Source organism: Methylobacter psychrophilus (assembly GCF_025583945.1).
GTDB classification, from domain to species: Bacteria; Pseudomonadota; Gammaproteobacteria; order Methylococcales; family Methylomonadaceae; genus Methylobacter_C; species Methylobacter_C psychrophilus.
This window is the reverse complement of the sequence record NZ_JAOEGU010000002.1, coordinates 84,807-111,396: the sequence shown is the minus strand read 5'-3', so window position 1 is coordinate 111,396 and position 26,590 is coordinate 84,807. Positions and strand designations below refer to the sequence as shown.

Annotated in this window: 28 protein-coding genes; 9 read left to right on the top strand and 19 right to left on the bottom strand. The window is 44.1% G+C overall.

Translation table 11 applies throughout. The annotated features are described in order from the left end of the window. The first annotated feature begins 181 nt into the window (after positions 1-181). From cysM to rlmD, 4 genes are all read left to right on the top strand, one after another. Complete coding sequence (gene cysM, locus N7974_RS01600; RefSeq protein WP_243221485.1) at positions 182-1,072, top strand: cysteine synthase CysM; 891 nt, start codon at positions 182-184, stop codon at positions 1,070-1,072. A 197-nt stretch (positions 1,073-1,269) separates the two neighbouring features. Continuing rightward, positions 1,270-3,309, top strand: coding sequence for a C4-dicarboxylate ABC transporter (locus tag N7974_RS01595; RefSeq protein ID WP_262963954.1), 2,040 nt, complete (start codon positions 1,270-1,272; stop codon positions 3,307-3,309). A 13-nt stretch (positions 3,310-3,322) separates the two neighbouring features. After that, entirely contained in the window at positions 3,323-3,910 is a 588-nt protein-coding gene (locus tag N7974_RS01590) for a YdbL family protein (protein WP_262963953.1), read from the top strand. 2 nt (positions 3,911-3,912) lie between these two features. After that, positions 3,913-5,247 (top strand): 23S rRNA (uracil(1939)-C(5))-methyltransferase RlmD, encoded by a 1,335-nt coding sequence (rlmD, locus tag N7974_RS01585; protein ID WP_262963952.1) that lies wholly within the window; start codon positions 3,913-3,915, stop codon positions 5,245-5,247. Positions 5,248-5,413: 166 nt separating this feature from the next. Here the strand turns inward: rlmD and N7974_RS01580 are convergent, their stop codons facing one another. Next, a complete protein-coding gene (locus N7974_RS01580; protein WP_262963951.1) occupies positions 5,414-5,626 on the bottom strand; it encodes a helix-turn-helix domain-containing transcriptional regulator in 213 nt (70 codons plus the stop codon). Positions 5,627-5,884: 258 nt separating this feature from the next. Between N7974_RS01580 and N7974_RS01575 the strand changes: the two genes are divergently transcribed. The 4 genes from N7974_RS01575 to msrA all read left to right on the top strand — a co-directional run bounded on the left by N7974_RS01575 (position 5,885) and on the right by msrA (position 9,313). Then, positions 5,885-6,391, top strand: coding sequence for a L,D-transpeptidase (locus tag N7974_RS01575; RefSeq protein ID WP_262963950.1), 507 nt, complete (start codon positions 5,885-5,887; stop codon positions 6,389-6,391). Then, entirely contained in the window at positions 6,384-7,202 is an 819-nt protein-coding gene (gene truA / locus N7974_RS01570; protein WP_262963949.1) for a tRNA pseudouridine(38-40) synthase TruA, read from the top strand. Before N7974_RS01575 ends, truA begins: the two co-directional genes overlap by 8 nt. Positions 7,203-7,348: 146 nt before the next feature. Next, entirely contained in the window at positions 7,349-8,050 is a 702-nt protein-coding gene (locus N7974_RS01565; protein WP_262963948.1) for a DUF2231 domain-containing protein, read from the top strand. Positions 8,051-8,215: 165 nt separating this feature from the next. Continuing rightward, a complete protein-coding gene (msrA, locus tag N7974_RS20715; protein ID WP_394813012.1) occupies positions 8,216-9,313 on the top strand; it encodes a peptide-methionine (S)-S-oxide reductase MsrA in 1,098 nt (365 codons plus the stop codon). 108 nt (positions 9,314-9,421) lie between these two features. On the opposite strand, the gene N7974_RS01550 is transcribed toward msrA, so the two are convergent. The 4 genes from N7974_RS01550 to N7974_RS01535 form a co-directional block, all read right to left on the bottom strand. Next, entirely contained in the window at positions 9,422-9,832 is a 411-nt protein-coding gene (locus tag N7974_RS01550) for a ketosteroid isomerase-related protein (protein ID WP_243221468.1), read from the bottom strand. Between the two features lie 258 nt (positions 9,833-10,090). After that, positions 10,091-10,321, bottom strand: coding sequence for a hypothetical protein (locus N7974_RS01545; protein ID WP_243221467.1), 231 nt, complete (start codon positions 10,319-10,321; stop codon positions 10,091-10,093). 165 nt (positions 10,322-10,486) lie between these two features. Beyond that, positions 10,487-12,145 (bottom strand): glutamine--tRNA ligase/YqeY domain fusion protein, encoded by a 1,659-nt coding sequence (locus N7974_RS01540; protein WP_262963947.1) that lies wholly within the window; start codon positions 12,143-12,145, stop codon positions 10,487-10,489. Between the two features lie 72 nt (positions 12,146-12,217). After that, on the bottom strand, positions 12,218-12,448 hold the full coding sequence (locus N7974_RS01535) for a sulfurtransferase TusA family protein (RefSeq protein ID WP_262963946.1): 231 nt from the start codon (positions 12,446-12,448) through the stop codon (positions 12,218-12,220). Positions 12,449-12,523: 75 nt separating this feature from the next. Between N7974_RS01535 and cysG the strand changes: the two genes are divergently transcribed. Continuing rightward, the gene (gene cysG / locus N7974_RS01530) at positions 12,524-13,918 is read left to right on the top strand and encodes a siroheme synthase CysG (protein ID WP_262964046.1); all 1,395 of its coding nucleotides are present in this window, start codon (positions 12,524-12,526) and stop codon (positions 13,916-13,918) included. 150 nt (positions 13,919-14,068) lie between these two features. On the opposite strand, the gene N7974_RS01525 is transcribed toward cysG, so the two are convergent. The 14 genes from N7974_RS01525 to N7974_RS01460 all read right to left on the bottom strand — a co-directional run bounded on the left by N7974_RS01525 (position 14,069) and on the right by N7974_RS01460 (position 26,311). After that, entirely contained in the window at positions 14,069-14,839 is a 771-nt protein-coding gene (locus N7974_RS01525; RefSeq protein ID WP_262963945.1) for a polysaccharide deacetylase family protein, read from the bottom strand. 91 nt (positions 14,840-14,930) lie between these two features. Continuing rightward, the gene (locus N7974_RS01520) at positions 14,931-17,312 is read right to left on the bottom strand and encodes an MMPL family transporter (RefSeq protein ID WP_262963944.1); all 2,382 of its coding nucleotides are present in this window, start codon (positions 17,310-17,312) and stop codon (positions 14,931-14,933) included. Further along, positions 17,293-17,814: an outer membrane lipoprotein carrier protein LolA gene (locus tag N7974_RS01515; RefSeq protein WP_262963943.1), complete on the bottom strand. Its 522-nt coding sequence runs from the start codon at positions 17,812-17,814 to the stop codon at positions 17,293-17,295. Before N7974_RS01515 ends, N7974_RS01520 begins: the two co-directional genes overlap by 20 nt. Positions 17,815-18,042: 228 nt before the next feature. Beyond that, a complete protein-coding gene (locus tag N7974_RS01510) occupies positions 18,043-18,465 on the bottom strand; it encodes an acyl-CoA thioesterase (protein WP_243221456.1) in 423 nt (140 codons plus the stop codon). Beyond that, complete coding sequence (locus N7974_RS01505; RefSeq protein ID WP_243221454.1) at positions 18,458-19,993, bottom strand: HAL/PAL/TAL family ammonia-lyase; 1,536 nt, start codon at positions 19,991-19,993, stop codon at positions 18,458-18,460. Before N7974_RS01505 ends, N7974_RS01510 begins: the two co-directional genes overlap by 8 nt. Next, positions 19,983-20,918 carry an LpxL/LpxP family acyltransferase gene (locus N7974_RS01500; RefSeq protein WP_243221453.1) on the bottom strand — a complete coding sequence of 312 codons (936 nt, stop codon included), beginning with the start codon at positions 20,916-20,918 and terminating at the stop codon, positions 19,983-19,985. The genes N7974_RS01505 and N7974_RS01500 overlap by 11 nt, the downstream gene beginning before the upstream one ends. Beyond that, complete coding sequence (locus N7974_RS01495) at positions 20,915-21,649, bottom strand: glycosyltransferase family 2 protein (RefSeq protein WP_262963942.1); 735 nt, start codon at positions 21,647-21,649, stop codon at positions 20,915-20,917. The genes N7974_RS01500 and N7974_RS01495 overlap by 4 nt, the downstream gene beginning before the upstream one ends. After that, positions 21,646-23,388 carry an AMP-binding protein gene (locus N7974_RS01490; protein WP_262963941.1) on the bottom strand — a complete coding sequence of 581 codons (1,743 nt, stop codon included), beginning with the start codon at positions 23,386-23,388 and terminating at the stop codon, positions 21,646-21,648. Before N7974_RS01490 ends, N7974_RS01495 begins: the two co-directional genes overlap by 4 nt. Further along, positions 23,378-23,890, bottom strand: a complete 513-nt coding sequence (locus N7974_RS01485; RefSeq protein WP_262963940.1) for a COG4648 family protein — start codon at positions 23,888-23,890, stop codon at positions 23,378-23,380. The genes N7974_RS01490 and N7974_RS01485 overlap by 11 nt, the downstream gene beginning before the upstream one ends. Positions 23,891-23,976: 86 nt before the next feature. Then, complete coding sequence (locus N7974_RS01480) at positions 23,977-24,225, bottom strand: acyl carrier protein (RefSeq protein WP_262963939.1); 249 nt, start codon at positions 24,223-24,225, stop codon at positions 23,977-23,979. Between the two features lie 7 nt (positions 24,226-24,232). Then, positions 24,233-24,481, bottom strand: coding sequence for a phosphopantetheine-binding protein (locus N7974_RS01475; RefSeq protein ID WP_371744883.1), 249 nt, complete (start codon positions 24,479-24,481; stop codon positions 24,233-24,235). Beyond that, positions 24,471-25,265 carry a lysophospholipid acyltransferase family protein gene (locus N7974_RS01470; protein WP_262963938.1) on the bottom strand — a complete coding sequence of 265 codons (795 nt, stop codon included), beginning with the start codon at positions 25,263-25,265 and terminating at the stop codon, positions 24,471-24,473. The genes N7974_RS01475 and N7974_RS01470 overlap by 11 nt, the downstream gene beginning before the upstream one ends. After that, the gene (locus N7974_RS01465; RefSeq protein WP_262963937.1) at positions 25,250-25,954 is read right to left on the bottom strand and encodes a beta-ketoacyl synthase chain length factor; all 705 of its coding nucleotides are present in this window, start codon (positions 25,952-25,954) and stop codon (positions 25,250-25,252) included. Before N7974_RS01465 ends, N7974_RS01470 begins: the two co-directional genes overlap by 16 nt. Positions 25,955-26,089: 135 nt before the next feature. After that, positions 26,090-26,311 (bottom strand): hypothetical protein, encoded by a 222-nt coding sequence (locus N7974_RS01460; protein ID WP_262963936.1) that lies wholly within the window; start codon positions 26,309-26,311, stop codon positions 26,090-26,092. Between the last annotated feature and the right edge of the window lie 279 nt (positions 26,312-26,590).

Below are 26,590 nucleotides of genomic sequence, written 5' to 3'. Positions count from 1 at the left end.
AAGACTTACGTAAAGAAAATACTTAAAAAAATTTATACCAATCACTTATTCATCTACTTTTTTAGGCTTGATTAGTCACCAACTACCCACTACTTTATTTCAAACTGTTGTTCGAGTTATGTCGGTTTTTCGTTTTTATGGGATAATTTAAACTATTCATTACAAACAGAAATAAACCGCCATGACTTTTCCCACCATAGAATCTTTTGTCCGCAATGCGCCTTTAGCCAGACTGCAACGTTTGCCGGGCAATACCAGCAATACCATTCTGGCCAAACTGGAAGGCAATAATCCGGCAGGTTCAGTCAAAGATCTACCGGCACTGAGCATGATCAAACATGCCGAAGCCAGGGGCGAGATTAAACCCGGCGACTGTCTGATTGAGGCGACCAGCGGTAATACCGGCATTGCCCTGGCGATGGTTGCCGCTATCAAAGGTTATAAAATGACCTTGATTATGCCTGATAATATGAGCGACGAGCGTAAGGCCTCAATGAAAGCTTACGGTGCTGAAATTATTCTGACACCGGCAGCAGGCAGCATGGAAGCGGCCATTGATTTGGCAAGAGCAATGGAAGCGGCAGGCAAAGGCCGGATTTTGGATCAGTTTGGCAATCCCGATAACCCATTGGCTCATTATGAAAGTACCGGCCCTGAAATTTGGCAGGACACTCAGGGAAAAGTCACTCATTTTGTCAGCTCGATGGGCACTACCGGTACCATTATGGGCACCTCAAAATATCTTAAGGAACAAAATCCGGCGATTCAAATTATCGGCGTACAGCCGGAAGGTGATTCTAAAATTCCCGGCATTCGGCGCTGGCCCAAAGCTTATTTACCAAAAATTTATCAGGCAGATCGGGTTGACCGGATTATTGATATTGATCAGCAAACTGCAGAAAACCATACCCGTGCTTTAGCGGCTGAAGAAGGTATTTTTGCGGGCGTATCATCGGGTGGTGCCGTTGCAGCTGCATTAAAATTATCTCAAGAAGTTGAAAATGCAATCATTGTAGTGATTATCTGCGACCGGGGTGACCGGTATTTATCGACAGGTATTTTTCCTGCTTAATGTTGTTTGGGGTTCAAGCATAATTATCAATATTCTGAAGCATGACGGAGTTTGCAACTCCGTCACTCACGTTTTGGAAGCTATTGAAATCTTCAAACGTTTCGGTCGGGGTTACAATCCCCGACCGGCATCGCTTTAGTCGTGATTATCACAGCGACCCACTCCCGGCTTTTTAAGCGCTACCGGTTCTTACCCTAATGCTGAGGTTCATCCTGGCTGTTGTTCTTTTCTTATTCAGTGCCACAGCAGCGGCACTAGATAATACCTCCTTTACTATTGGTAGCATGGAAGCTGGTAGCTGGAAATTACAGGGTATTCATGTTGCTTTAACTGACCTGAGTAAAAACCCACAAAAACTAACCGTAACAATTAAACAATTACGTTTGCCAAAACCGTTTGATGATCTGAATCTGGTCAATATCCAATGCTCTGCTTTTAGCTGGCAAGCTAACGAGTTATTGTGTACAAAAGGCCGCGCAAAATTAATTTCAAAGCAATGGCAATCGCCAACAGCCAACTTTTCTTTTCATATCAAAGACAAACACAGCACCTTAACATTAACCCGTTTGCAACTGGCCGGTGGCAGCATATCCGTTAACGCTGAAGAGCAAGACAGCCAATGGAAGATTCGGATTAATGCCAAAGGGGTCGACGCCGAGTTACTGCAAAAACTATTTAAACCTGTGCCGTTTACCTTAAAAAGTGGCCGCGTTAATTTACAGTTAAGCGCATCCGGTCATCACTCACTTATAGATTATTTCAGTTTAACCAGCGAAATAAACGGCATGACCGTACAAACAAAAGAGGGCAAGTTTGCTACTGAAGCATTATCTTTACAGACAAAACTAAAAGCGCAAAACCATCAGGGCTTGTGGCAATGGCAAAGCCAGACCCGCTTTACTGGTGGCGCTTTATATGTTGAACCGCTTTATCTGGAAGCAAACCAACAACCCCTAATTTTTGCTGCACAAGGCAACTGGAGTTCCAACAAAACCCGAGTGAATATAATCTACGCCAATTATCAACAGGCAAATACGTTGGCAATAAACGGTCGTGCAATCGTTGACTATGGCAAAGGCATTAAACTTGAGCAAGCCGGGTTATCGTTACATAGCGATGATCTGCAAAAGTTATCGGCTATTTATTTAAAGCCATTTTTTGAACAAACCCCATTAGCGGGTATTACTTTGGCAGGTACCTTAAACGCCGATATGTCCATTGCTCAGGATTCATTAACCACCTTGACAGCCATTGTTAATAAATTGGCAGTTAACGACCCTGCCGAACGCTTCAAAGTTGAGGGTGGCTTTGGCACCATTAACTGGTCGATTAATGATACCTTTAAGCAACCATCCACGTTTACCTGGCAGCAACTACAACTACATGCCTTACCTATCGGCCGTTCCGATCTTGTATTTCTGACCCGTGCCAACAGTTTTACCTTGCTTAAAAAACCCCGTCTGCCTTTTTTGGGTGGCGTAATCGCTATTAATCAATTGGACTGGCAAGCAAAAAAACAGGATGAGCCGGAAATTTCCTTTGCCGGTAGCTTAACCAATGTTTCTTTAGAACAGTGGTCGAAAGCATTTAACTGGACACCGTTATCCGGCACGATCAGTGGCAATATTCCAAAGGTTGAGTACCGCAATAAAACGCTTAATTTGGATGGGGAATTACTCATCAATGTTTTTGACGGTGAGATTAAAGTGACCAAACTGGCCTCATCAGGATTATTTACTGATTTCCCCAGCTTTTATAGTGATCTTGAAATTAATAATCTGGATCTGGATCAGTTGACCGGCAAGTTTGATTTTGGCGGCATTACCGGTAAGTTATCAGGATTTGTCCGGCAATTGTCTCTGGAAAACTGGCATCCGGTCAGTTTTTACGCGTGGCTGGGAACCCCCGATGATGATGATTCCCGGCATAGAATCAGCCAAAAAGCGGTAAAAAATATCGCCAGCATTGGCGGTGGTGGCGCATCAGATATACTATCAAGAAGTTTTTTAAATATCTTTGAAACCTTTGGCTATGACAAAATAGGCCTGGGTTGCTATCTGCATGATGGAGTATGCCAGATGATGGGTGTAAAAGCCGTCCCTGAGGGTTATGCCATTATCACCGGCGGCGGTCTGCCGCGACTCGATGTAATCGGCTATAATCCCCGACTGGACTGGACTGTACTAATGGAACGATTAAAACGCATTTCGACAACAGATGAAGTCATCGTAAAATAATTTGGAGAGTATTATGAGAAAGCTATCAGTATTGGGGGCGTTATTATTGACCGCCTGTGTCACCATTAATATTTACTTTCCTGCCGCTGCGGCTGAAAAAGCAGCCGATGAAATCATCAAGGATATTCAGAGTATTACACCACCCAAACAAGAACTAAAGCCCAAGGCCGGTTTAACGAATTGGGAAATAGCGGCTTATAAATTGCTGGATTCTGCCATTAATGTGGTGGTTTCTCCGGCACAGGCAGACGGTGCTGACTTAAGCATTGACAGCCCCCAAATCAGGCAACTACGGGCAACCATGGCAACCCGTTTTGCCACCCTGCAAAATTTTTATGCGGCGGGGCTTATTGGCATTCAGGCCGACGGTTTTTTAGCCGTCAGAGATGCTGCGAGCGTTCCGCTTAAAGACAGAAATCAGCTTAATACACTGATCGCTGCAGAAAATGCTGATCGGCAAAACCTGTATCAGGCGATTGCCAATGCAAACGGCCATCCTGATTGGGCTACACAAATTAAATCAACTTTTGCCGCCAGCTGGGTGAGTAATGCTCAAGCTGGCTGGTGGTATCAATCCTCTGGAACTTGGAAGCAGAAATAAGCATGGCTAGGAAACGATTAAGAAAGAAAACCTTCTCGGAAACGCCGATTAAAATCACCATAGAATCCCTGGCTCATGACGGTCGTGGCGTTGGTCATGTTGATGGCAAAGTGATATTTATTGATGAGGCTCTGCCGGGAGAAGAAGTCGAGTTTGTCTATACCGATAGCCGTAAGGATTATGCCGAAGGTAAAGTTGTTAAACTGTTAAGTCGCGCTGCCGATAGGGTTGATGCTTTGTGTCCACATTATGGCGTCTGTGGCGGTTGCAGCTTTCAGCATGTCGAATCGTCAGCACAAATCAGAATCAAGCAAGAGTTACTGGCAGAGCAATTTAAACGCATCGGCAAAGTTGATTTACCTGAACTGTGGGAACCCTTAAAAGGCCCGCATTGGGGTTATCGCCGAAAAGCACGTATGGGCGTTAAATACGTCGCAAAAAAAAATCGGGCCCTGGTTGGTTTCAGGGAAAGACGACATCCCTATTTAGCCGAAATTGATAACTGTATTGTTATGCATCCGATGGTCGGTACCAAAATGGTAGCCTTGGGAGAAATGATCGCTGAATTAACTATCAGGGATAAAATTCCACAGATAGAAGTAGCGATTGGTGATGAGCAATGCGTATTGTCTTTTCGGGTTCTGGAACCGCCAACCGATGCCGATAAGGAACGGATGCGGGCTTTTGGCCATGAGCATAATTTAAGTCTCTGCCTGCAACCGAAAGGCCCCGATACCATTGTGCCTCTGGATGGCGAACCGGAAGTGATACCCACTTATGCCCTGCCCGATCTGGATCTGGAGTTTAAATTCAGGCCCGCCATGTTTACCCAGGTTAATTACGAAATTAACCGGCAAATGATTAACCGGGTGTTGGAAACCTTAAAGCTGACTAAAGACGATACCGTACTGGATTTGTTTTGCGGCTTGGGTAATTTTACTTTACCGCTGGCAAAATTTGCCGGCAAGGTTGTTGGTGTAGAAGGCGATCAACCGTTGGTTAATCATGCCAAAGAAAATGCCCGTCATAACGGCATTACCAATGCCGAATTTTATGCCGCCGATTTAAGCAAAGATCTTGACGATCAGCCGTGGGCCAAGCAAAAGTTTACTAAAATCATGATGGATCCTTCCAGAGCAGGAGCCGCCGATGTTTTACAACATTTTAAAAAATGGCAACCCGAGCAGATTATTTATGTGTCCTGCAACCCGTCAACCCTCGCCCGCGATGCCGGAATCCTGGTTAATGAACTGGGTTATAAACTGGTTAAAGCCGGCGTGATGGATATGTTTCCGCAAACCGGACATGTTGAATCGATAGCCTTGTTTGAAAAATAAACGTAGCTATTATTGTGTAGGGCGCAATAACGGAGTGTATTGCGCCGCATGATTTTCGCTCATTAACATAACCCTTAACTGCTTTCGCCGGAGTTAAAATCAATATCCGTAGGGCGCATGGCCTTATGATTTATTCATGCGGCGCAATACGCTACGCTATTGCGCCCTATGGATTATGCCTTACGAGTTGGACATAGGCCGTCCACTTTAGACCTCTATCTTTAGCCAGCTGTGTCATACCAAGTGCACGGACTACAGTCTTCACGTCAACAATAAATATATCGAGGTCGAGATCTTCAAGCGCCTCTGTCAGATAGGCCACAATGGTTTCTTCATTGTCAAGATAATCAGCTGCATCGAGGTAAGTAAAATTAGTCATCGTATTAATCCTTTGGTAAGGTAAGAGCTATAGCTATAGCATGCTTGATATCACTTTTTTAAGTTGATTTATCGCCGCCTGACAGCAGTAGATAAACCACTAAATCACGTCGAGTATAATATAAACGGTAAGCTTGCCCATATTAAACTCCAAATATACGCACTACGCACCCTACCCCGCTAACTTTTTAACTCATATTGCTTTATGATGCATGGCTTAAGTCTATGTGTTCTGATGGGAATGAAGTTTGGGTGATCAATGAAAAATAATGAGGCAATTAAGGTACAGGATTATCTGGATATTAATATCGCCAGTCAGCAATTGATAATTTATGCGAATGGCAACAGCGTGCGGTGTTACCCCGTTTCCACCGCCAAAAATGGCAGCGGCGAATTAATGGGCAGTGAATGCACGCCAACAGGCTGGCATACAATCCGGGCTAAAATTGGTGCTGGTCAGCCATTAAATGCGGTATTTATCGGCAGACGTGCCACCGGTGAAATTTATACTACCGATCTGGGCAAGCAATATCCGCAGCGCGACTGGATGTTAACCCGTATTTTATGGTTAGGCGGCTTGGAACCGGGCAAAAACCGTTATGGTAAAGTTGACAGTACGTGGCGTTACATTTATATCCACGGTTGTCCTGATGAGTTAATAACCGGCAAGCCTGAGTCGCATGGTTGTATTCGTATGAATAATGCCGATATGCTGGATTTGTTTAATCGGGTGACTGCAGGGGTTAAGGTTTATATTCATGAATAAAACGCGCTTGGTTTTAGGGATTGAATACGATGGCAGCAATTTTTCGGGCTGGCAGAGGCAAAACAATCAACGCAGTGTTCAACAAGTTGTTGAACAGGCATTATCAAGAGTTGCCAATCATCCGGTTATCGTGCAATGTGCAGGAAGAACCGACTCCGGGGTGCATGCGCTTGAGCAAGTGGTGCATTTTGACGTTACCATAGACCGGGAACTTCATGCCTGGATGCTGGGCGGTAACAGCAATCTGCCGGATGATGTCAGAATCACCTGGGTTAAAGAAGCGGTAGGTGATTTCCACGCCAGATACAGCGCCATCGCCCGTTTTTATCGCTACATCATTCTCAATCGGCCTATTAAATCAGCGTTATTACGCGAGCAAGTGACCTGGTGTCATGCACCGCTGGATGTCGAAAAAATGCACGAAGCCGCACAATACTTAATCGGCAAACATGATTTTTCATCGTTTCGGGCGCAAGGCTGTCAATCCAAAAGCCCCTTTCGGGCGATGCACTTTATTGACGCCTATCGGCAGGGTGACAACGTTATTATCGATATTTCCGCCAATGCTTTTTTGCATCACATGGTTAGAAATATCGCCGGGGTGCTAATGGCGATTGGCTCGGAAAAACAACCGGTAGCATGGACGCAAGAATTGCTTGACGTTAAAAGTCGCAAGCTGGGCGGCATAACCGCACCGCCGGATGGTTTGTATCTGGGTGCCGTTTACTACCCGGAACACTATGGCATCAGCAAACACCCCATCTTCGATAAATTACCGATTGATGCGAAGCGACATGATGAAAGCACCTAAGGCGCGCATGGCTGGCCCTACAGTAGATGATTTTTATCAAGTGTCATATGCCTTAACTACCTAGACGTTAATCCTGTTTATTTGCAATTAACCAGATTTCAAGTAAATTGATCCTTTTAGCCATTAAATAAAAAATAACGATAACGATGAATAACTTTTTATCTTTTCAGATTCATGGTGATGCCGATCACAGTGGCGGTATTGCCGAAAGCGTTTCAAGCCTGCTGGTTTTTGTTGAGAATCTGACCACTCAAGAACCCGCAGCTATTTTTTCTTCAATGTTACCGGGAATAGCCGGTATGGATAATGTTCACCCCTTGCTGGTACATTTTCCGCTTGCTTTTTTATCGGCTTTTTTTGTTTTGGATGTCATTGCTACGCTGGCAAACAAAGCACATTGGCGCAATGTTGCAAGTTGGTTTCTTTATATGGGTACCCTCGCCGCTGCATTTACGGTAATTGCCGGTTTTATTGCCGCAGATTCTGTCGTACACGGCGGCAATGTCCATGAAATTATGGAGCGCCATGAACATTTTGGTATAGCAGTGCTTTCTTTGGCGGTGTTGTTATCAGTTTGGCGAATGGCAAGTGGCACATTAATTCGGGGCGCGGCTAACAGCTTGTTTTTGTTGTTTTCAGCGTTACTGTGTGTGCTTATGGTACTGGGCGCTGACTTGGGCGGTTTAATGGTTTATCAATACGGTGTTGCTGTTAAAGCAGTTCCCGTGACTGAAGTCGGTCATGAGCATGATCACGGCGATGCAGATCATCATGCCGATGAGCTGCAACCGGAACCGGAACCCGAACCTGAACATGTTCATGACCATAATCATGAGCACGCGCATTAATAAAAGAGTTACATACCTTAATGTAGTCTTTTAGAAATTAAATTTCCAATTTACGTCGCACAAACTCATATGGATACCATCCCTTTAAGGGATGTTATCCGTTAATATTGAAATCATTTATCTGAGAATCTATAGGTCGTTGGATTATTCATTTAAGGACATCCCATGAAAACAAGTATATTTTCATTATTGCTTACTATTGCAGCTCTTTTGGCACCCAACAGTTATGCAAAAACAGTCTCATCAGTAAAACCAATCAATGAATCTGTTGCTACTTTTGCCGGTGGCTGCTTTTGGTGCACTGAATCAGATTTTGAAAAGTTGCAGGGCGTAAAAGAAGTTATTTCCGGATTTAGTGGTGGGCAGGTTGTCAATCCCAGCTATGAGGATGTTTCAAAAGGTATTACCGGGCATGTAGAAAGCGTTCAGGTTTATTATGATCCCAAACTCATTAGTTATAATGCCCTGCTGGATGCCTTCTGGCGGATGATTAATCCAACCGACAATGCAGGACAATTTGTTGACCGCGGCGAACAGTATCGGTCGTTGATTTTTTATCACACTGAAGAACAAAAACAACAAGCCGAACAGTCGCGGCAATTATTAAATGCCTCAGGACGTTATAGCGTGCCTGTTATTACTGAAATAAGAAAGTTTGAGACTTTTTATCCGGCTGAAGACTATCATCAGGATTATTATAAAAAGAACCCTGTTCGTTATAATTACTACCGTTTTAAGTCCGGTCGGGACCAATATCTGGAAAAAACCTGGGGAGCTGAATTACCTGCAAAAAGCGACCCGGAAAAAAGCAGCACGCCTTACCATAAACCCGCCGATGAAGTTTTACGCAAAACGTTAACGCCCCTGCAATACAAGGTGACTCAAGAAGAAGTCACAGAACCGCCGTTTAAAAACACTTACTGGGATGAAAAACGGGACGGTATTTATGTGGACGTTGTCACCGGTGAACCGCTGTTTTCATCCAAAGACAAGTTTGATTCGGGTACCGGTTGGCCCAGTTTTTCCCGCCCACTGGTCGCTGACAATGTTACTAAAAAGAAGGACTTTTTAATGATTTTGCCACGTACTGAAGTTCGTAGTCGTTATGGTGACTCACATCTGGGCCATGTCTTTGAAGATGGTCCAAAACCCACCGGACTCAGATATTGCCTTAACTCGGCGGCATTACGCTTCATTCCGGTAACAGCAATGGAAGCTGCCGGCTACGGTAAATATATGGCAGAGTTTCAAACGAAAAAGTAAGTCTGTTTTTTAGACGATCAACTTAAAGCCAAGACAGATACCATCCCTTCAAGGGATGTTATCTGTAAATTCGTCCCGTTTTAAATAGGAAGTCGTTAATACGATTGCTTAATGACTAACCTGAGCAATCCAGTCTTGCAGATTATAATAATTGGTGATGCGGGCAACTTTATTATCACGGATTTCAAAAAAAGCCCCGGCAGGTAACTGATATTTCTGTCCGTTTGCGGCAGGCAACCCTTCATCTGTTTTAATATACTCACCCAACACCACAAATTCAGCAGCGGCGCGTTTGCCATCGTCTGTCGCCATAATAACCATGTCAACCAGCTGTTCTTTATAGTTAAAATTCATGCAGGCCATAAACTGGGTAAAAGCTTCTTTGCCAATTTCCCGTTTGCCTTGATTAATATCATGAATGACATCGTCCGTCAGCAAATTTAAAAAAGTCTCCATATCGCCGCCATTAAAGGCTGCATAGTAACGTTCTACCAAGTTAATACTGTCTTGTTGATTCATGTTTTTCCAAGTTTATAAATTAGTAATGGGTTGCATTGTCCATGAAAAGCACGAAAACAAAAAGTAAGGGCTTCCCAAGCGACACGATAAATAGTTATCTTAATGAGACAAAGTCGCAAACCTCCGAGCTGCGTGGAGTTTTTATGCATCTTTCATTCGAACGTGATTATTCTTCCGATAGCTTATAGACGGCAAACAACAACAATGCAGCCGTCAACACCGCTATACCAATAATTGCAAGTAAACCCATTAACATAACTATAACTCCTTGATCTCTTTTGTTCTTTGAGAAATCTTGATTACCAATAAAAAAATAACTGCTAATAAAAATACGGTAAAAAATGCGCCAAGCCAGAATATAGAATCTACATGGTTCTCATCAAATCGTTTGATTATTCCACCCACTACAATTATCAACATACCGAATGTCAAACTCATTGCCACTCTTAACGTATTTAAAATTTCTTTAACTTCATCTAATTTACTCATAATTTGACAATACATTTTAATTTAATGACTGTCAATTTTTAATCAACGCATAACGGTGCAACCCCGTTACGCGTGAGCATAACCTGTCCAACTATTGTTTCTGGATCACTTCCCTGTTTATTTTTCCCTGCTTTTCGTGGACTACTCTTTTTTAAATCAAGCTTTTTACCAGCCGCCTTCTCGGAGCGATACTGTCCGGTTAAAAACCAGTTTACCGTCAACGCTGTCCACCGCATCCCGGCAAAAATAACCGATTCGTTCAAATTGATAGCGGCCGTCTGACTGTGTTTCTGCGAGACTCGCTTCTACCCGACAACCCTCAAGAACTTCCAGTGAAGCAGGATTGATAACATCCAAAAAGTTTTCTTCACTATCGGGATTAGGCACTTTAAACAAACGATCATACAATCGAATTTCTGCCGGATGTGAATGTTGCTCGGAAACCCAATGAATAACGCCCTTTACCTTACGACCTTCAGGATTTTTACCAAGCGTGTCAGTATCATAGGTACAACGCAGTTCAGTCACAATTCCTTCGGCATTTTTGATAACTTCGTTACATTTTATAACGTAAGAACCGCGTAAACGAACTTCACCACCGGCAATCAAACGCTTAAATTTTGGTGGTGGGACTTCGGCAAAATCATCCTGCTCAATTAATATCACTCGGGAAAAAGGCACATTGCGCTTGCCCAATTCATGGCGTTGCGGGTGATTGCTTATTTCCAGTTGCTCTGTTTGGTCTTCAGGATAATTGTCTATCACCACCCGTAACGGCTGTAAAACCGCCATAGCCCTGGGCGCATTTTCGTTTAAATCTTCACGAATACAATATTCCAGCACACCCATTTCTATCCATGAATTTTGCTTGGTAACACCGATGCGTTCGCAAAAATCCCGTATTGATTTCGGCGTAAAGCCGGCTCTACGGAGCCCTGCAATAGTCGGCATGCGAGGATCATCCCAGCAGTGTACATGCTTTTCTGTCACCAATTGATTCAGTTTGCGCTTGCTGACAATGGTGTATTCCAGTTGCAGCCTGGCAAATTCTATTTGTTGGGGATGGACAGGCGTTTGTAGTTGCTCAAGTACCCAATCATAAAGTGGACGATGATCTTCAAATTCCAAAGTACACAACGAATGGGTAATACCTTCAATGGCATCAGAAATACAGTGGGTATAATCGTACATGGGATAAATGCACCAGGCATCGCCGGTACGGTGATGATGGACGCGACGAATTCGATAAATGGCAGGATCACGCATGTTGATGTTGGGCGATGCCATGTCGATTTTGGCACGCAGCACATACTGGCCATCGGCAAATTCACCGGCACGCATACGGCTAAATAAATCCAGATTATCGGCAATTGACCGACTACGATCAGGACTTTCTTTGCCAGGTTCCGTTAAGGTGCCGCGATAAAGCCTGATTTGCTCCGCAGATAAACTGTCAACATAAGCTTGACCTTGCTCAATCAATTGCACGGCATAGTTATAAAGCTGTTCAAAATAATCAGAAGCATGATGCAATTCAGCCCAGTCAAAACCCAGCCATTGCACATCCCTTTCAATCGCTTCCATGTATTCGATGTTTTCTTTTTCAGGATTGGTATCATCAAAACGCAGGTTACAAGTACCGTTAAATTCGGTGGCAATACCAAAATTCAGACAAATTGATTTTGCGTGACCAATATGGAGATAACCATTAGGCTCCGGCGGAAATCGGGTGGCTACCTTGCCATTATTTTTGTTGTCTTTAAGATCATTGGTAATAATCTGACGAATAAAATTTGCCAAAGGTTGAGTATCGTTTGTGGTCATGGGCTGTTAATAAGTTGTATGTTATTGAAGTCAATGTAAAGGTACAAAGCACAAGCTTGAGCTTTAAACTGACTATTTCTTTTTGATATAAAAAATCTGCTGATTATCCTGCTTTATCAAGTCAATGATTTTATGACCCGATTGGTTGGCATAAACACCAAAATCAAGATGTGCAGCCGGATCGGTTACGATAATTTTAACGACATCGTCACTAGCCATTCCCGTTAACGCTTTTTTTAAACGTAATAAGGGTAACGGACACAGTAAACCACTGGCATCGACTTCCATACTAAATTCAATCATTGTTTTAGTTACTCACAAAACGGTAGACTGCTTATAATACCATTCCCTAATCAATCTATGAATCATCGTAACGAAATGGATTATTTTCCCGTTTTTGTAAAACTTAAAGACCAGGATTGCCTGGTTATCGGAGCGGGTGAAATCGCGGCCCGCAAGATCGAACTATTGGCCCGTGCCGGCGCAAGAATAACGGTAATCGCCAATGAAATAAGCCACCATGTAGCAAGCCTTGAAGGGCCGTGTAGTTTACAAATACAACAAAAACCTTTTGCTGCGGCTGATGTGTGTGGCTTTAGACTGGTGGTATCCGCTACCGATAATAAGGAAACCAATCAATTGGTTGCCAACGCCGCTGAGACACAAAACATTCTGGTTAATGTCGTTGATAATCCCGAGTTATGCAGTTTTATTTTTCCGGCCATTATTGATCGCTCACCCATCATTGCCGCGGTTTCCTCTGGCGGTGCTGCACCGGTTTTAGCGCGCTTGCTCAGAGCCAAGATTGAAACCATCATCCCGCCCGCTTATGGACGACTGGCAAAGCTTGCAGAAAGCTATAGAGACGATGTTAAAAAACACATTAAAGAACCCGCACAACGGCGCATTTTCTGGGAAAACATCTTTCAGGGTTCGGTTGCTGAATTGGTTTTTGCCGGCAATCAAAAAGAAGCCGAACAACAATTACAACAAGCCATCATCAAACAAGCAGGCACCGTTACCCAAGGTGAAGTCTATCTGATAGGCGCAGGCCCGGGGGCGCCCGACTTATTGACATTTCGGGCCTTACGCTTGATGCAGCAAGCCGATGTTATTGTTTATGACCATCTGGTTTCACCGGAAATCATCGATCTGGCACGCCGCGATTCAGAAAAAATTTACGTCGGCAAGCAACGGGATAAACACACCCTGCCTCAGGAATCCATCAACATCCTGCTTGCAGATCTGGCCAAGGCAGGCAAACGAGTGGTCAGGTTAAAAGGCGGCGATCCTTTTATTTTTGGTCGCGGCGGTGAAGAAATTGAAACCTTAATGGAACAAGGCATCAGCTTTCAAGTCGTGCCCGGCATTACTGCTGCTTCAGGTTGCGCCACTTATGCAGGCATTCCGTTAACGCACAGAGATCACGCACAATCTTGTACTTTCGTTACCGGCCACCTGAAAGATAATTCGATTAATTTAAACTGGACACAACTGGCAGCACCCAATCAAACCATCGTTATCTATATGGGTCTGGTCGGACTGGAAAAAATATGCGCCTCGTTAATTGCCCACGGCAGCCCTAAAGATTTACCTGTTGCCCTGATTCAACAAGGCACTACCGTTAATCAGCGGGTTATTACCGGTACTTTGGAAACCTTACCGGCGACTATTGCCAGCCTGGATATTAAACCGCCCACCTTGATTATTATTGGTACGGTAGTGACGCTCCATGACAAGCTAAAATGGTTTCATGGCAGCCATGAAGACTAAAAATGGTCAATGAATTAAGCGTTGTTTTGAAAATAAACCACCAATTTGGCAGGATGTGCTTTTGTAGGATGTGCTGAACGACAGTGAAGCGCATCACTCAATCACGAATGATGCGCTTCACTGCCGTTCAGCACATCCTACGGGGGTATATTATTCATAGACTTTAATCTTTAAAAGCTGCTCGATACCAACAATTTTATAACCATTTGCTTTCGTAAAATCAAGCGTCTGCTTTAATACCTGAAGGGTTTTATCCGATGCATCATGAAACAAAATGATGGCTCCCGGTTTTATTTGTGATTGTACGCGTTGGGTTATAACTTGTGCGCTATCAGACGTGGTATCCAACGAGCGAATCGACCAGCCGATAATACTGTAATTCAACAACTTTGAGGCCTTGGCAAGACTGGGAGTGGTGACACCGTAGGGCGGCCGAAATAATTTCAGGCGTTTGCCGATAACATTGAAAACACTCTCTGCGGTCTGATTAAGTTCATCCTTAAAGCCTTGCACACTTTTAAAATCGACAAAAAAAGAATGTGTGTAACTGTGATTACATATGCTGTGTCCGGCAGCATCTATTTGTTGCAAAAGGCTTTCGTTACCGGAAATATTTTTTCCGATAACAAAAAAAGTCGCTTTGGCGTTGTACTCCGCCAAGATTGATAGCACCCGTGGCGTATATTCGGAGTTTGGACCATCGTCAAACGACAGGACAATTTCTTTTTCCAACGACTCGCCATAACAATAAACCGGGGCGTAAAAGTTCGCCTGAATGACAGACGAACCATAAATGATTAAAGCCGAATAAACCAGGCATGGCAATACCAGCCACCATAAACTGACTCCAAAAAACAGGTGGAGCAAGCCAATAATGCTGATGGCGATGATGAAACAGATACGGGTTGAATTAAAGGTCATCGCTTAAGTTTACTAATCGGGTAAGATAATTTGTTATTGAGCAGGCCAACAGGTCTTATGGTGACTGCAAAGTCACGCAGACTGATATTTATCATCGCCGCTTTGACGACTTTATCTCCCGAGAATCCGGGGTTCGATTTCCTACCAAAGGCGACAATACCAGTGCAGTTAAAATACCCGTCGCGACGGTAAAACCAAAGGCATGAACAATCTCGGTAGAACTTACCGCCAGCAGGCCAAAAGCCAACAATGTTGTTAATGCGGATAAAGTAACCGCCAATGACGTACTGGCACGCCGGTCATGGTCGGTCTCATTGGACAATGCGGCTGAACTGTCTGCCATAAAAAAGAAAATAGCATCATCAACGCCAATTCCCAACACCAGCAACAACGCAAATAAATTGAACAAACTAAACAATTGATCAAACCAGCCCATCATGGCTAATGAAACCAGTGCCGCAACGACAGGAATGGCGGTTATCTTCAACGCATCGTACCAGCCAAATTTTAACCCCAAGCCGGTAAAAACCAACAGGTAAGCCGCTATCAACAGCAAACTGACACTAACCCGATAACGCGCAAACAAGGAAGATAATTGCTCGACCTGATCAACCCAGGTGACACCTTGCAGGCTTTGCAGGGCAGCTAATGCCGGCAAATCGGTTATTCCGGTTAAGACAACCCGGCTTAGACACCGGTCTACATCACACCCCAACCATAATTGCTGTTTTGTTTCATCGGCAGTCGCCAACCATTCAGGTAAGGAAATCGACCTGTTTTTTGCCTCACTAAACTGTTTTAGTTCGGTGTTAATGGCTTGCTCACTAAATCCCAGCTCATTCATATACTGCTTCAGCAAGCCGGATTGATACAGGGTTTTGTCCAGTAACCGGTAATTTGTCTCCTGATTATCCTCATCGGGCCAGTAATCGCTGAGGCCTTGATAAGCCATTAGCTTATGCTCTTGGGTTAACAGGTTAAGACGCTTAAGCAGTTGCTGTTCATGTTGATGCCAGTCATTGATATCGTGTCCCGATACCAAAAAAAACTGATTTTCCTGGCTCACCGGCAATAATTGCTTAATCTTATCGGCGGTTTTTAGTAATTCAGCCGGAGCTGATTGCAACAGCCGTACGTCATCGCGCGGCGACAATTGCCATAGTCCACCCGCAATAAAAACCAGTAAAACCGGTATTAGCCAGCGCCTTTTTTTTAACAGCCAAACCGGCCAATGCTGTTGCCAGTAGTTGGCACAAACCAAAATAAGCGGCTGATGATCAGGTTTAAATCCGGTCAGTAATAAGGGAAACAGCAAAACCACGGTAAGCCAGGCGGCTAACAAACCAACCGCCGAAAATAAAGCCACTTCCTGTAAACCCGGAAATGGTGAGAACACCAAGCCTGCATAACTTAATAAATTAGTTAATAAGCCGATGACCAGCCCCGGAAAAATATAGCGTAATCCTTGCCGTGGCAACCAATTTTTGGCTCCGAAACTGTCACAGACAAAATGGATGGCATAATCATCAGCAACGCCGATTAAACTGGCACCAAAAACCAGGGTAATAATATGTATCTTGCCAAAAAACAGCACGCTCACGACAAGAGCTGCAAACAGGCCGCTGCCTATTGCCAGAAACGACAACAACAAAGGCCGTAAACTTCGAAAAGTCAGCAACAGCAAAACAACAATTCCCGCACTGGAACCCAAACCTACCGTGGAAATTTCCTGCCTGGCAGAATCCGAACCCTGAGCAGTAAACAGCGGCATTCCTGTCACCATTAAGTCACCGCCTGCCGCCTGCGTTTGTGTGGTTGAACTATTCACCAATGCCAGCAAAACTTCCAATTTGTCCAACTGTAAATGCTGATCTTCAAGATCGGTCAGCAGTAAGGCCCAAAATCGGTCAGCATCATGTAAAATAACAATGCCCTGCTCTACTGTCAGTTTGAGCGGATTTTGCGCATTAAAATAACGACTGAATAATAGCAACGGATCATGCTCAAGATCAGCCGCCGTCATCTGGCCAATCGGGCTATAAAGCGTTTCCAGATTTTGGGCCAGCAAGTCTTTAGGGTTATTGTCCAGCGTGAACCGTGTTTGTACATCCAGCAACTGATAACGGTAGGGAAATAACTGCTGATATTGTTTGACCATCATCTGCTGTGGCAACTCCAGCATCAGCTTGCCAAACAGACCGCTCTGTTGCAACTGCTGCTTAAGCTGCCGCGCATGGGCAATGGCATCCTGAGACGTTGCGGCACCAGTCAGCCAGATGACTTTCCGGTTGAGTTGTTCATTATGTTGCCGGACAGCCCTGGCGATTTCCGGCTTTTGTTCGGTAACCGGCAATAATGCCAAAAATCCTGTTTCCAGCCAGTCTTTGCCCAACGATTGACTGCCGAGAAAACCGATAAACAGCATACCCAGCAACCAAAACCATGCCGTTACTTTAGGGTGATAAACGTTCAAAATCAGCTTCTTGTTCAGGAAGTATGTTTACAGGATGAGTCACTTGAGTAAAACTAATCCGCGTCAGGTTACCAGTGACTTCCTGTATTTCCAATGCCCGCAACTCGGTGTCGCCGGTCAGTAAAATAGTGCTGATTATTTTCTGCAAAAATTCATCTTTAGGTTTGAGTTGTAATTGCCAGGAGGGCTTTTTATTCTCTCCGGTGATTAAAAAACCCTCGGTCAATTGCTTTAAATCCCCGCCCAGCATGGCTTTAAACACCTTGCCAAAAGCCGCCGGCACGGCTTGCTCACCCTGCCCAGTCAACAGATGCGATTCATTAACCAACAATAAAGACGGAATCGGCGTAAGCGTTTTCCAGATCACCCCTTTGCTTTGATGGTAAGTAAATGTGCCTGTAGAAATTAACGGTTTGCGTAAAACTTTTAAGCGTTTTTCCTGTTGAAAACTGCCTTGGGTTATGGGCGTTTTTACCAAACGTGCGGAGATTTCGGCTAGCACATCGGCGGCGTAGCTTTGATTGAATGAAAGTAGAAAAAGTAGTAAGACTTTTAGAAAAATCACAATATATTAGTTTTAACAAGTTGGCGTAAGCTACGAACCCCAACATTTGTATGTATAAAGAGGCTTTCGGTGATTAAGTAATACAGGACTGCTCACCAATCAAGCAGTCTTTAGGACACACGCTTATTATGTCATTTAATCAGGTTGTGGCTCTATATAATGGATTCAAGAAACCAACACACCCAACTTTTCAAATAAAACCTTGGGTGATTCAAAACACATTTCTTTGGTCTGGCTATCAATCGCGACTTGAATGCTGTAGCCCTTGGTGAGTCTTGATCCTGTCAGCTTATCAGTAATCAGGTAATTGATTTTCAAGCGATTTTCCCACTCTACAATATTGGCCTGTACGGTAATGACTTGCCCGAACACCGATGGTTTTATATAACGCACATTTAAATCAATAACCGGCCAGGAGTAACCTGAGTCAAGCATTTGCGGATAGTTGTAATGTATTTTCTCCAGCAAAGCACAGCGTGCAATTTCAAAATATTTTACGTAATGACCATGCCATACCACTTCCATGATATCAATATCATGAAAAGGGACAAGTAAATCAACTGACGTTTGATGCAAACTTTTAATCATATAAATCCCAGCGTTTTTCACGAATTAACACCAGACACTGGCGTAGCTCTTGTTCCAATGCCCTATCAACACTTAAGAATAGACTAAACCGGCGTACAAACTTAACGGTATTTTGGACAGCCGGACTTAACGTCTCAAGGTTGCCGCGCAATTCCACCCCTTGTACCGCCGCGAACAATACCGCCGCAGCCACCTGTTCGGTTAACTCCAGTATGCGTATGCAATCCCTTGCTGCAATCGTACCCATGCTAACCTTGTCCTGATTATGACATTCAGTGGAACGGGAAAATACACTCGCCGGCATGGTTAATTTAAGCGCTTCAGCCGTCCAGGCTGACACGGCAATTTGCACGGCTTTAAAACCGTGATTAATCATCGCCTGTTCGGCATCGGCACCGGATAAATTGGCAGGCAGGCCGTGGTTGAATTTGGTATCCATTAATTGCGCCATTTGCCTGTCCATTAAATCGGCCAGATTGGCGACCGCTGTTTTCAGGCTATCCATCGCAAAGGCAATATGACCACCGTAAAAATGCCCGCCATGCAAAACGTGTTCTGCTTCTGCATCGATAATGGGATTGTCATTGGCGCTATTCAGTTCGTTTTCAATAAACTGCCGCAGCCACGGCAAAGAATCTTCCAGGACGCCAATAACATGCGGAGCGCAGCGTAGCGAGTAACGATCCTGTAAGCGGGTATCGTTACGCGGCGCACTTTCGGTGACCTGCAAATCGGCACGGATACGTTCAGCAACCCGGTTTTGGCCCGGATGGGGTTTAACCGAAAACAGCTTTTCATCAAAATGGTAGGCGTTACCATTTAACGCTATTGAAGCCAGACTGGTGATACGGGTACTGAGCTGCGACAAGTATTCGGCGCGTTGGTAGGCAAGACAGGCAATGCCGGTCATAGCCGCCGTACCGTTCATAATGGCCAGGCCTTCCTTGGGCTTAAGAGTCAGCGGTTGAATGTTTAACCGCGCAAAAACCGTATCCGTCGACTGCTGCTCACCTTGATACAGCACATCGCGTTCGCCAGCCAGCACTGCCGCCAAATAAGACAACGGCGTTAAATCGCCACTCGCTCCTACCGACCCCTCTTGTGGCATCAACGGCAGAATATCCTGCGTTAATAAAGTCGTCAATTGCTGCAATAATTGATAGCGGACACCTGAAAAGCCGCGTGCCAAACTAGTTAAACGTACGGCCAGAATAGCGCGGGTTTGCTGGGCATCAAAATGATTACCCAGACCACAGCCGTGGAAAGTGTATAAATGCCGGGGTAATTCTTCAACCAGATGTAATGGAATCGATACGGTACAAGAGTCACCATAGCCGGTAGTTACGCCATAGACAAAGCCTTGTTCTTTTAACAGGCTATCAATAAATAACGCCCCTTTATCAATGCGTTTAATAAAATCGGCTTGTGTACTAAGTTCAATAGTTGCCTGTTGCCCTGCTATATCGCAAATATCTTCTATAGTTAAGAAATTACTGTTAAAAACAACGGTATTTTTGTTATTCATCATCCGTAACACGCCAAAAATTGAAAAAATTAAACCATTGCAGTGGTTCTTTTAAACAGTAAGTTTGTAAACAGTTCGCATACTGCTGAATGACTTGCTGCATGGCCTGCTCGCGCGTTTTTCTGGGAAACGTCAATATGTCACTAAAATAATCAAAATAAATGACATGTCTGCCCTGCTGTTTTAGACAGAACACGGTATAAACGGGACACTTCAATAACGCAGCCAGAATAATCGGCCCTTGTGGAAACAGCACATCAGCACCCAAAAAGCTAACTTTGGTAACGCGTTGTTGGCCGCTAACAGGTGTTCTGTCAGCGGCGATGATGACTAATTCACCGGCATCAATTTTGTCGCTTAGCAACACTGCGGTTGCTGCAGTAATTTCAGTCACCTGAATCAGATTTAACCGGCTGTTGTCGCTGGTCTGATTTAACAACTGGTTAAATTTTTGGGCGTGTTTAGTATGTACCAACACATTAACACCAATGGCATTATCCAGATCGGCAATCACTCGACAGACCTCAAGATTACCCAAATGCGAGCCCAGTAATAGCGCCCCCCTCCCTTTACCAATTGCCGTAAATAATTCATCACGCCCGTGATAGTCGACTTCACTAATTGCCAGTGCCCCTGACCAGGCAGCTAATTTGTCAACAATGGCATTGGCAAAACTGATAAAGTGCCGGTAACTCCATAATAAACTACCGCTCAGTTTTAATGACGGCGCAAAAATTGCCAGTCTGTTGAGATAATCTTGACTGGCCTGTCTGGCCGGTCGATTAATCAACCAGTAATAAGTTACAACCGGGTATAAAAATAGTTGCAGAACCCTGCGGCCAAATAACAGATAAATACTCAACAGAAACCGCATACCCCAAATAACGCTGGTCTCCTCGATTTGCGCCCAATGCGGTGGTTTTTTCATCGCCAATATCGTAGCAGCAGCTTGGGAATACGTACCAACATGCCAAAAAATAATTTGGTATGGGTTTTTGAAATCATGACATTATCATGCACTAACCTGAAATGTGACACACCATCCGAGGGGTAGCATACCGCAGTCGGAATATTGACAACATCGACACCCTGCCAGTACAGGCGTACGATAATATCGATATCGTAAGCCATGCCTTGTGCAATCTGCGTCGTGCTGATTAATTTATCTACGGCGGCCAGCGGATACAGTCGAAAGCCGCACATCCCGTCGGCTATTGCCAGGGACAACGTATGGATTGCTATCCAAAAGTTGGTAATGCACCGCCCATACAGCCGGTTTTTAGGAACGGATTTATCAAAAACAGGTTGACCTAAAATCATCGCATCAGGGTTTAGCTTGCCGGCTTCAAGAAAACGTGGAATATCATCGGTGTTATGCTGGCCATCGGCATCAATTTGTATGGCATGCGTGTATCCTAAACATTGTGCCGCGTTAAAGCCTTCCATAACCGCTGCACCTTTACCGCCATTTTCCTTCCGGTTTAACAAGGTAAGCCAGCTGGCTTCTTGTCTGGCGCAGTCTTCCAGTACTTCCGCGCAAGCTACCGAGCTGCCGTCATTAACCAAAAAACAAGAAATACCATAGGGTTTTAATTTGGCAATAACCTGAGCAATGGCGTGTTCATGATTATAAACAGGAATAATAATACAGGGTTTCATGGCTGTTCTCTGCATTTGGCTGCATAAACAAGTCGCCCTGAACTATAAATACCATCTTCTGATCGGAACTGAAAATGCAGTTTATCAGGCGACATATTCCAGTTAAGCGTTAATTTAACGGTATTGCCGGGCTGAATGGCTTTGACAAATTTAATGACTTCCATCGCTAAAAACGACTGGTCGATGGCAAAAAACAATTTGCCGAAATATTCTGCCCACGCAATCTGAACTACGCCGGGAAGAATCGGGTAAGTTGAAAAATGATTGGGGAAATAAATCAAATCTTCAGGAACTTTAAGTGTCAGCTTAACGGTATTGAGCTTTATACAAACACCTTGAACCTGGGGCAATCTTTGGTTATCGGTATCCAGCAGCGCATTTAGAAGATACTGGTCAATTTTACCTTGCGTCGTCAATGGCATACTGTCCAGAAACAGCCATTTTCTGGGTAAAACAATGCTATCAAACCATTGATAAAGCGATGCACGCAGTTGCCTGATTAAAGCATTCCTGCCCTCGATTTTTAGAGTGTTACTACCTGCCTCAGTCAATACCACCGCTGCACCGACCACATCCCTGCTTTTTGTTATGGCGACGGTAAATGCCTCAGCCACCCAAGGCGTTTCAGCCAAGCGCCGTTCCATTTCAGATAAAGACAGGCGCTTTTCTTCTATTTTAACAATGCGATCCGCCCGTCCATGCATGATAAACAGGCCATCGTCTTGTAAACTGATCTGGTCATCCAATTGAAAAGGCTCGTTTTCTTCGCCCTTTGCAAAAGGGATAATTTGTAAATAAGGCGAAGACAATTGCCAGCAGTCATCCAAACAGCTTAAACGTAACCCGTCAAACAACTGCCAGGCCATCTCGAACTGTCGCCAACCGATGCCACCAGTTTCCGAACTACCGTAAATTTCAATCACCTGCTGTCCGCTATTGGCATTAATCTGCTGCCTGGCCACTTCGTTCAAGGCGCCGCCCGAACTGAAAATAACGCTTAATCCGGCGATACCGATCCACGGTGAGTTTTGATCCAGACGTTTTAGATGAGCCGGACTGGCAACCCAACAGGCAGCACCCGTCTGAATAGCATTGACCAGCGTTTCAGGATTAATATAAATCGGACTGTGAAAACATCGGCCTGTCGATAACGGCCATAAAATACGAAATAGCAGGCCGTAAATATGCTGATGACTGACTGTTGCCAAAATCTCGGCAGACCCAAGAAGCTTTCCCCACTGCTTTTCCAGCGCAGTGATTTCAAGCTGGAATTGAATCAAATGCTTTTCTATCGGTTTTGGTTGCCCGGTAGAGCCGGACGTAAAAATCACCAGTTGAGTTTCTTCCAGGTTTAATGGCGATAATGGCAAAGCCAAAGTGTCTAAAGCGTCTGTTGCCGTTAAATAATAATCAAACGGATTACTTGCATCCCAATCGCCTATTAACCGACAATTATATTGCTGAAGTTGCTGCGCAGTACCGGGCCGGTTATTGCCGGCAATCCAGACCTGCTTTCCGGCATGAAACAACGCGAATAACAATACGGCAAAAGGATAAGCATCTTCAGTAAATAAAGCATAACGCTGAAACGGTTGGGCTTGCAGTTGCCTGACCCAATACTTTACCGCCGCATAAAAATCATCAGCATGATAATAACGCCCGGCATGAAAGGCAATTGGAGTAGTAAAATCCCTTCTTATCAGCACGCAGTCTGACAAGGCAATATTTTCATTTGACATGTTTACGGGTTTTCATCCTGACTATATATTCCCCTATGAATAAAATACCCATTAACACGTAGGCAATAAAACCGTTATATAAACTCCAGACTTCAAAACTGCTCCACAGCGCTGTTGCCAAGGCAATACTCCCATTGACAATAAAAAATACACACCAGATCTGGGTAACCCGCCGCGTGTAAATAATGCCTTCCGGCGGCAAATAGGGATGCTGAATTCTGGCCAGGCGTTCAACCAAACTCGGCGGCGACAGTAAGCTCCATGAAAATAGCAACAACATCGCCGCATTAGCGATAGCAGGATAAATCCGTAAAGTGAGCAACTCATTGCTCCAAATTGCAAAGCTACAATAAACCATACCCATCATTAACAACGGACAACTCCAATGCTTAATGGCGTAACTGGCAATCAGTCTGATACCGAGTAAAACCAATAAAACGCTCGCTATTTTCCATGGCTCCAAATAATGCATGCCAAAATAAACAGCAAATGGATAGAGCATGGTCAATAGACCTATGACACTGTTTATTATTATGCGCATACTAATGATAAACAACAGCCATAGCGACTGCTTGCCCTGCAAGGTCACTAATCATGGAGCATACTGTAAACGGCTTCAACCACATCGGAGATAGTGCGAGCGCTCTTGAAATCTTCGGGTTTAACCGATTTTCCGGTCATTTCCTTAATCCGCACAATCATATCGACGGCATCAATACTATCGAAATCAAGATCTTGGTATAAGCGTGCTTCCAGCGTAATCGCTTTTTCATCGACTTCAAACATCTCGACCAAAATAGTTTTAATAGCACTTAAAATTTCTTCACGATTATTCATGATCGCGTTAACCCTGCACTGATTTAATATAATCGGCCAAAGTTGAAACGGAAGAAAAAATCTTTACGACATCTTCTTTTTCAGCCTCAATTTTTACATTGTATTTTTTGCGGATAGCCAACCCCAGCTCCAGTGCATCTATTGAATCGAGCCCCAGCCCCTCATTAAAAAGCGGTGCATGACTATCTATATCGGCAACACTGATATCTTCAAGATCCAGTGCATCGATAATCAATTGCTTTAATTCATTTTCCATAGTTTTTATAGCGTTCTCTCTGTTGCGTAAAATAATCCTGCAAGTACTGGTTAAAACGGCGTACAGCAATTGATTTAGGTTGTATTAAAAGAAATTCATCCAGGGCAATATCATCCCCTACGTGCATCACCAGATGAAAGCGACGCTCCGGGATTTGATACCATGGCTCGGCTTTCGTTAAGGTACTCGGGTAACATGAGAGTGTCACCGGCGTTACGATTTTATTGGCCTGCAACGCTATCGCAGCGGCTCCCCGCTGAAAAAGGCACGGCTTGCCTGGCACGGAGCGTGTTCCTTCCGGAAAAATAATCATGGTGCCGCCTGACTGTAGCCACTCGACACAATCAGCTATCATTTTCTCAGGATCACTGTTACTGATATAGCCGGCATTGACTATCCCCCCGCGCATAAAGGGATTACGCCACAGACTTTCTTTAACAATGCAGTTTGCCTGTTTAATACGACTGATTAAAAAGACAATATCGACCAGCGTTGGATGATTAGCCATGATCAGTTGTCCCGGACGATTAAGTTTTTCCAGGCCATTTATTTCGTAAGTCATAATCCCGATTCTGTGCATGAGACCAATAAAAATATAAAAACTGTATTGGACAACGCACTGCCCCCTGCTTACCTTCTGCAAATGATTTCCCGGCAACACTGACAGCACCGGAAAAACCAGCAACCACAACAACAAACCGCCCATGGCGAAGATAAAAAAGCTAAAACCTGTTGCAAAAAGACGCCAGCCATAGCTTAATTTTTGGATTATTTTTTGTGCCATATCCAGCTATGCTCCTGATTACCCAAGCTTAATGATCGCTCTTTAGCAAGAAGAAATTTTAAAAACAGTTGTAATTGTACAGGATGCTCACCATCTTCACGAGATTGTGTGCAACGGTCAAACTGTAAAGGCAAACCATCGCCGACCAAGGCAATTCTTAATGCAAGTACACAAGGATTAGGGCTGTTGAGATTAAAAGGGGAAATGGGATAAAAATCAGCAATGGGCTCATCGTATAAAATAATCAAGACTTCGTCAGCACCTTCATGAAGCATACCGAGCGCTTCAATAAAAGCGGGGGCAATACCTTCCTGTCCTGGAGCAATAACGGTTATTTCCTGAGTGTTACGATAAGCAATAGAAAACAGGCCGGCGATAGCATTATGTACGGACAGGCTAAAAGCTGTCGGAGAAAGCTCATGACCTGCCTGAATCGTTTGAAGCATGGTTAATGATTTACATATTTCACCATGTGCAGAGCTAAACACGACGGGGAATGTTTTTTCTCCATTGATGCATTGATCAGCGACATTAAAAACAGCTCTGGCCAATGGCGTTAATCGGCGCCGTAGCATTTTAGGTACGCACTCTGGTACGACAGAGTTGCCAAGTTCCATCAACCTGTCATCTCTGGCACTAAAGCCCGGAGCCCATGCGCTCCATTGACACAAGATAAAATCAGACATCATCACTCATTACATCACATTACATTACAGTGTTGGTATTTTCATTTAACAAGTAACATCGCTGGTACTTGCCGGAAGTCTGAAATAATTAGTTAACTCTGCAAGCCAGACAAGCGATTAAATATAATTGGCTTTAAACTATTCACTGGGGTGTTCCTGTTCTTCAGTAACCGAGTTGACGACTCTTTTTGTACCCCTGCCGATAGCTTGAAAAGTATTACGCGAGCCATGACCAATGTCTGTTGTTACATTTTTTGTTGTCTGGCCGATTGACCGACCCGCTTCTTTAAATTCAGCGCAAGCGACCAGCAGGCATAACATCGTCAGGCCTGTAAAAAATTTTATAACTACGTTGACCATGTCATCCTCAAACTTTCTATAAACGTTGACGTTGTAACTTATTCAGCGTTAACGGAATATGAACAATGACCAACAACTCACAGGGAACAGAAAAAAAGCCTGCAACAAGACCCACAAAAATATACCTTGGCACACACCTGTAAGGCACATAATTAAAAACTCAACTAAATACCATAACATTCATCAACGATAAGCCTGTAAAATCCCACAAAATAATTTCATGGATCATAACGCCAGAATTTTAAAGCAATCACAATGACTATTCATTGCCAACCTACT

What these genes read in the sequence shown, in the direction of transcription:
- cysM (WP_243221485.1), top strand. Translation starts at nt 182, where the DNA reads ATGACTTTTCCCACCATAGAATCTTTTGTCCGCAATGCGCCTTTAGCC.
- N7974_RS01595 (WP_262963954.1), top strand. Translation starts at nt 1,270, where the DNA reads ATGCTGAGGTTCATCCTGGCTGTTGTTCTTTTCTTATTCAGTGCCACA.
- N7974_RS01590 (WP_262963953.1), top strand. Translation starts at nt 3,323, where the DNA reads ATGAGAAAGCTATCAGTATTGGGGGCGTTATTATTGACCGCCTGTGTC.
- rlmD (WP_262963952.1), top strand. Translation starts at nt 3,913, where the DNA reads ATGGCTAGGAAACGATTAAGAAAGAAAACCTTCTCGGAAACGCCGATT.
- N7974_RS01580 (WP_262963951.1), bottom strand. Translation starts at nt 5,626, where the DNA reads ATGACTAATTTTACTTACCTCGATGCAGCTGATTATCTTGACAATGAA.
- N7974_RS01575 (WP_262963950.1), top strand. Translation starts at nt 5,885, where the DNA reads ATGAAAAATAATGAGGCAATTAAGGTACAGGATTATCTGGATATTAAT.
- truA (WP_262963949.1), top strand. Translation starts at nt 6,384, where the DNA reads ATGAATAAAACGCGCTTGGTTTTAGGGATTGAATACGATGGCAGCAAT.
- N7974_RS01565 (WP_262963948.1), top strand. Translation starts at nt 7,349, where the DNA reads ATGAATAACTTTTTATCTTTTCAGATTCATGGTGATGCCGATCACAGT.
- msrA (WP_394813012.1), top strand. Translation starts at nt 8,216, where the DNA reads ATGAAAACAAGTATATTTTCATTATTGCTTACTATTGCAGCTCTTTTG.
- N7974_RS01550 (WP_243221468.1), bottom strand. Translation starts at nt 9,832, where the DNA reads ATGAATCAACAAGACAGTATTAACTTGGTAGAACGTTACTATGCAGCC.
- N7974_RS01545 (WP_243221467.1), bottom strand. Translation starts at nt 10,321, where the DNA reads ATGAGTAAATTAGATGAAGTTAAAGAAATTTTAAATACGTTAAGAGTG.
- N7974_RS01540 (WP_262963947.1), bottom strand. Translation starts at nt 12,145, where the DNA reads ATGACCACAAACGATACTCAACCTTTGGCAAATTTTATTCGTCAGATT.
- N7974_RS01535 (WP_262963946.1), bottom strand. Translation starts at nt 12,448, where the DNA reads ATGATTGAATTTAGTATGGAAGTCGATGCCAGTGGTTTACTGTGTCCG.
- cysG (WP_262964046.1), top strand. Translation starts at nt 12,524, where the DNA reads ATGGATTATTTTCCCGTTTTTGTAAAACTTAAAGACCAGGATTGCCTG.
- N7974_RS01525 (WP_262963945.1), bottom strand. Translation starts at nt 14,839, where the DNA reads ATGACCTTTAATTCAACCCGTATCTGTTTCATCATCGCCATCAGCATT.
- N7974_RS01510 (WP_243221456.1), bottom strand. Translation starts at nt 18,465, where the DNA reads ATGATTAAAAGTTTGCATCAAACGTCAGTTGATTTACTTGTCCCTTTT.
- N7974_RS01505 (WP_243221454.1), bottom strand. Translation starts at nt 19,993, where the DNA reads ATGATGAATAACAAAAATACCGTTGTTTTTAACAGTAATTTCTTAACT.
- N7974_RS01500 (WP_243221453.1), bottom strand. Translation starts at nt 20,918, where the DNA reads ATGAAAAAACCACCGCATTGGGCGCAAATCGAGGAGACCAGCGTTATT.
- N7974_RS01495 (WP_262963942.1), bottom strand. Translation starts at nt 21,649, where the DNA reads ATGAAACCCTGTATTATTATTCCTGTTTATAATCATGAACACGCCATT.
- N7974_RS01490 (WP_262963941.1), bottom strand. Translation starts at nt 23,388, where the DNA reads ATGTCAAATGAAAATATTGCCTTGTCAGACTGCGTGCTGATAAGAAGG.
- N7974_RS01485 (WP_262963940.1), bottom strand. Translation starts at nt 23,890, where the DNA reads ATGCTCTATCCATTTGCTGTTTATTTTGGCATGCATTATTTGGAGCCA.
- N7974_RS01480 (WP_262963939.1), bottom strand. Translation starts at nt 24,225, where the DNA reads ATGAATAATCGTGAAGAAATTTTAAGTGCTATTAAAACTATTTTGGTC.
- N7974_RS01475 (WP_371744883.1), bottom strand. Translation starts at nt 24,481, where the DNA reads ATGGAAAATGAATTAAAGCAATTGATTATCGATGCACTGGATCTTGAA.
- N7974_RS01470 (WP_262963938.1), bottom strand. Translation starts at nt 25,265, where the DNA reads ATGGCACAAAAAATAATCCAAAAATTAAGCTATGGCTGGCGTCTTTTT.
- N7974_RS01465 (WP_262963937.1), bottom strand. Translation starts at nt 25,954, where the DNA reads ATGATGTCTGATTTTATCTTGTGTCAATGGAGCGCATGGGCTCCGGGC.
- N7974_RS01460 (WP_262963936.1), bottom strand. Translation starts at nt 26,311, where the DNA reads ATGGTCAACGTAGTTATAAAATTTTTTACAGGCCTGACGATGTTATGC.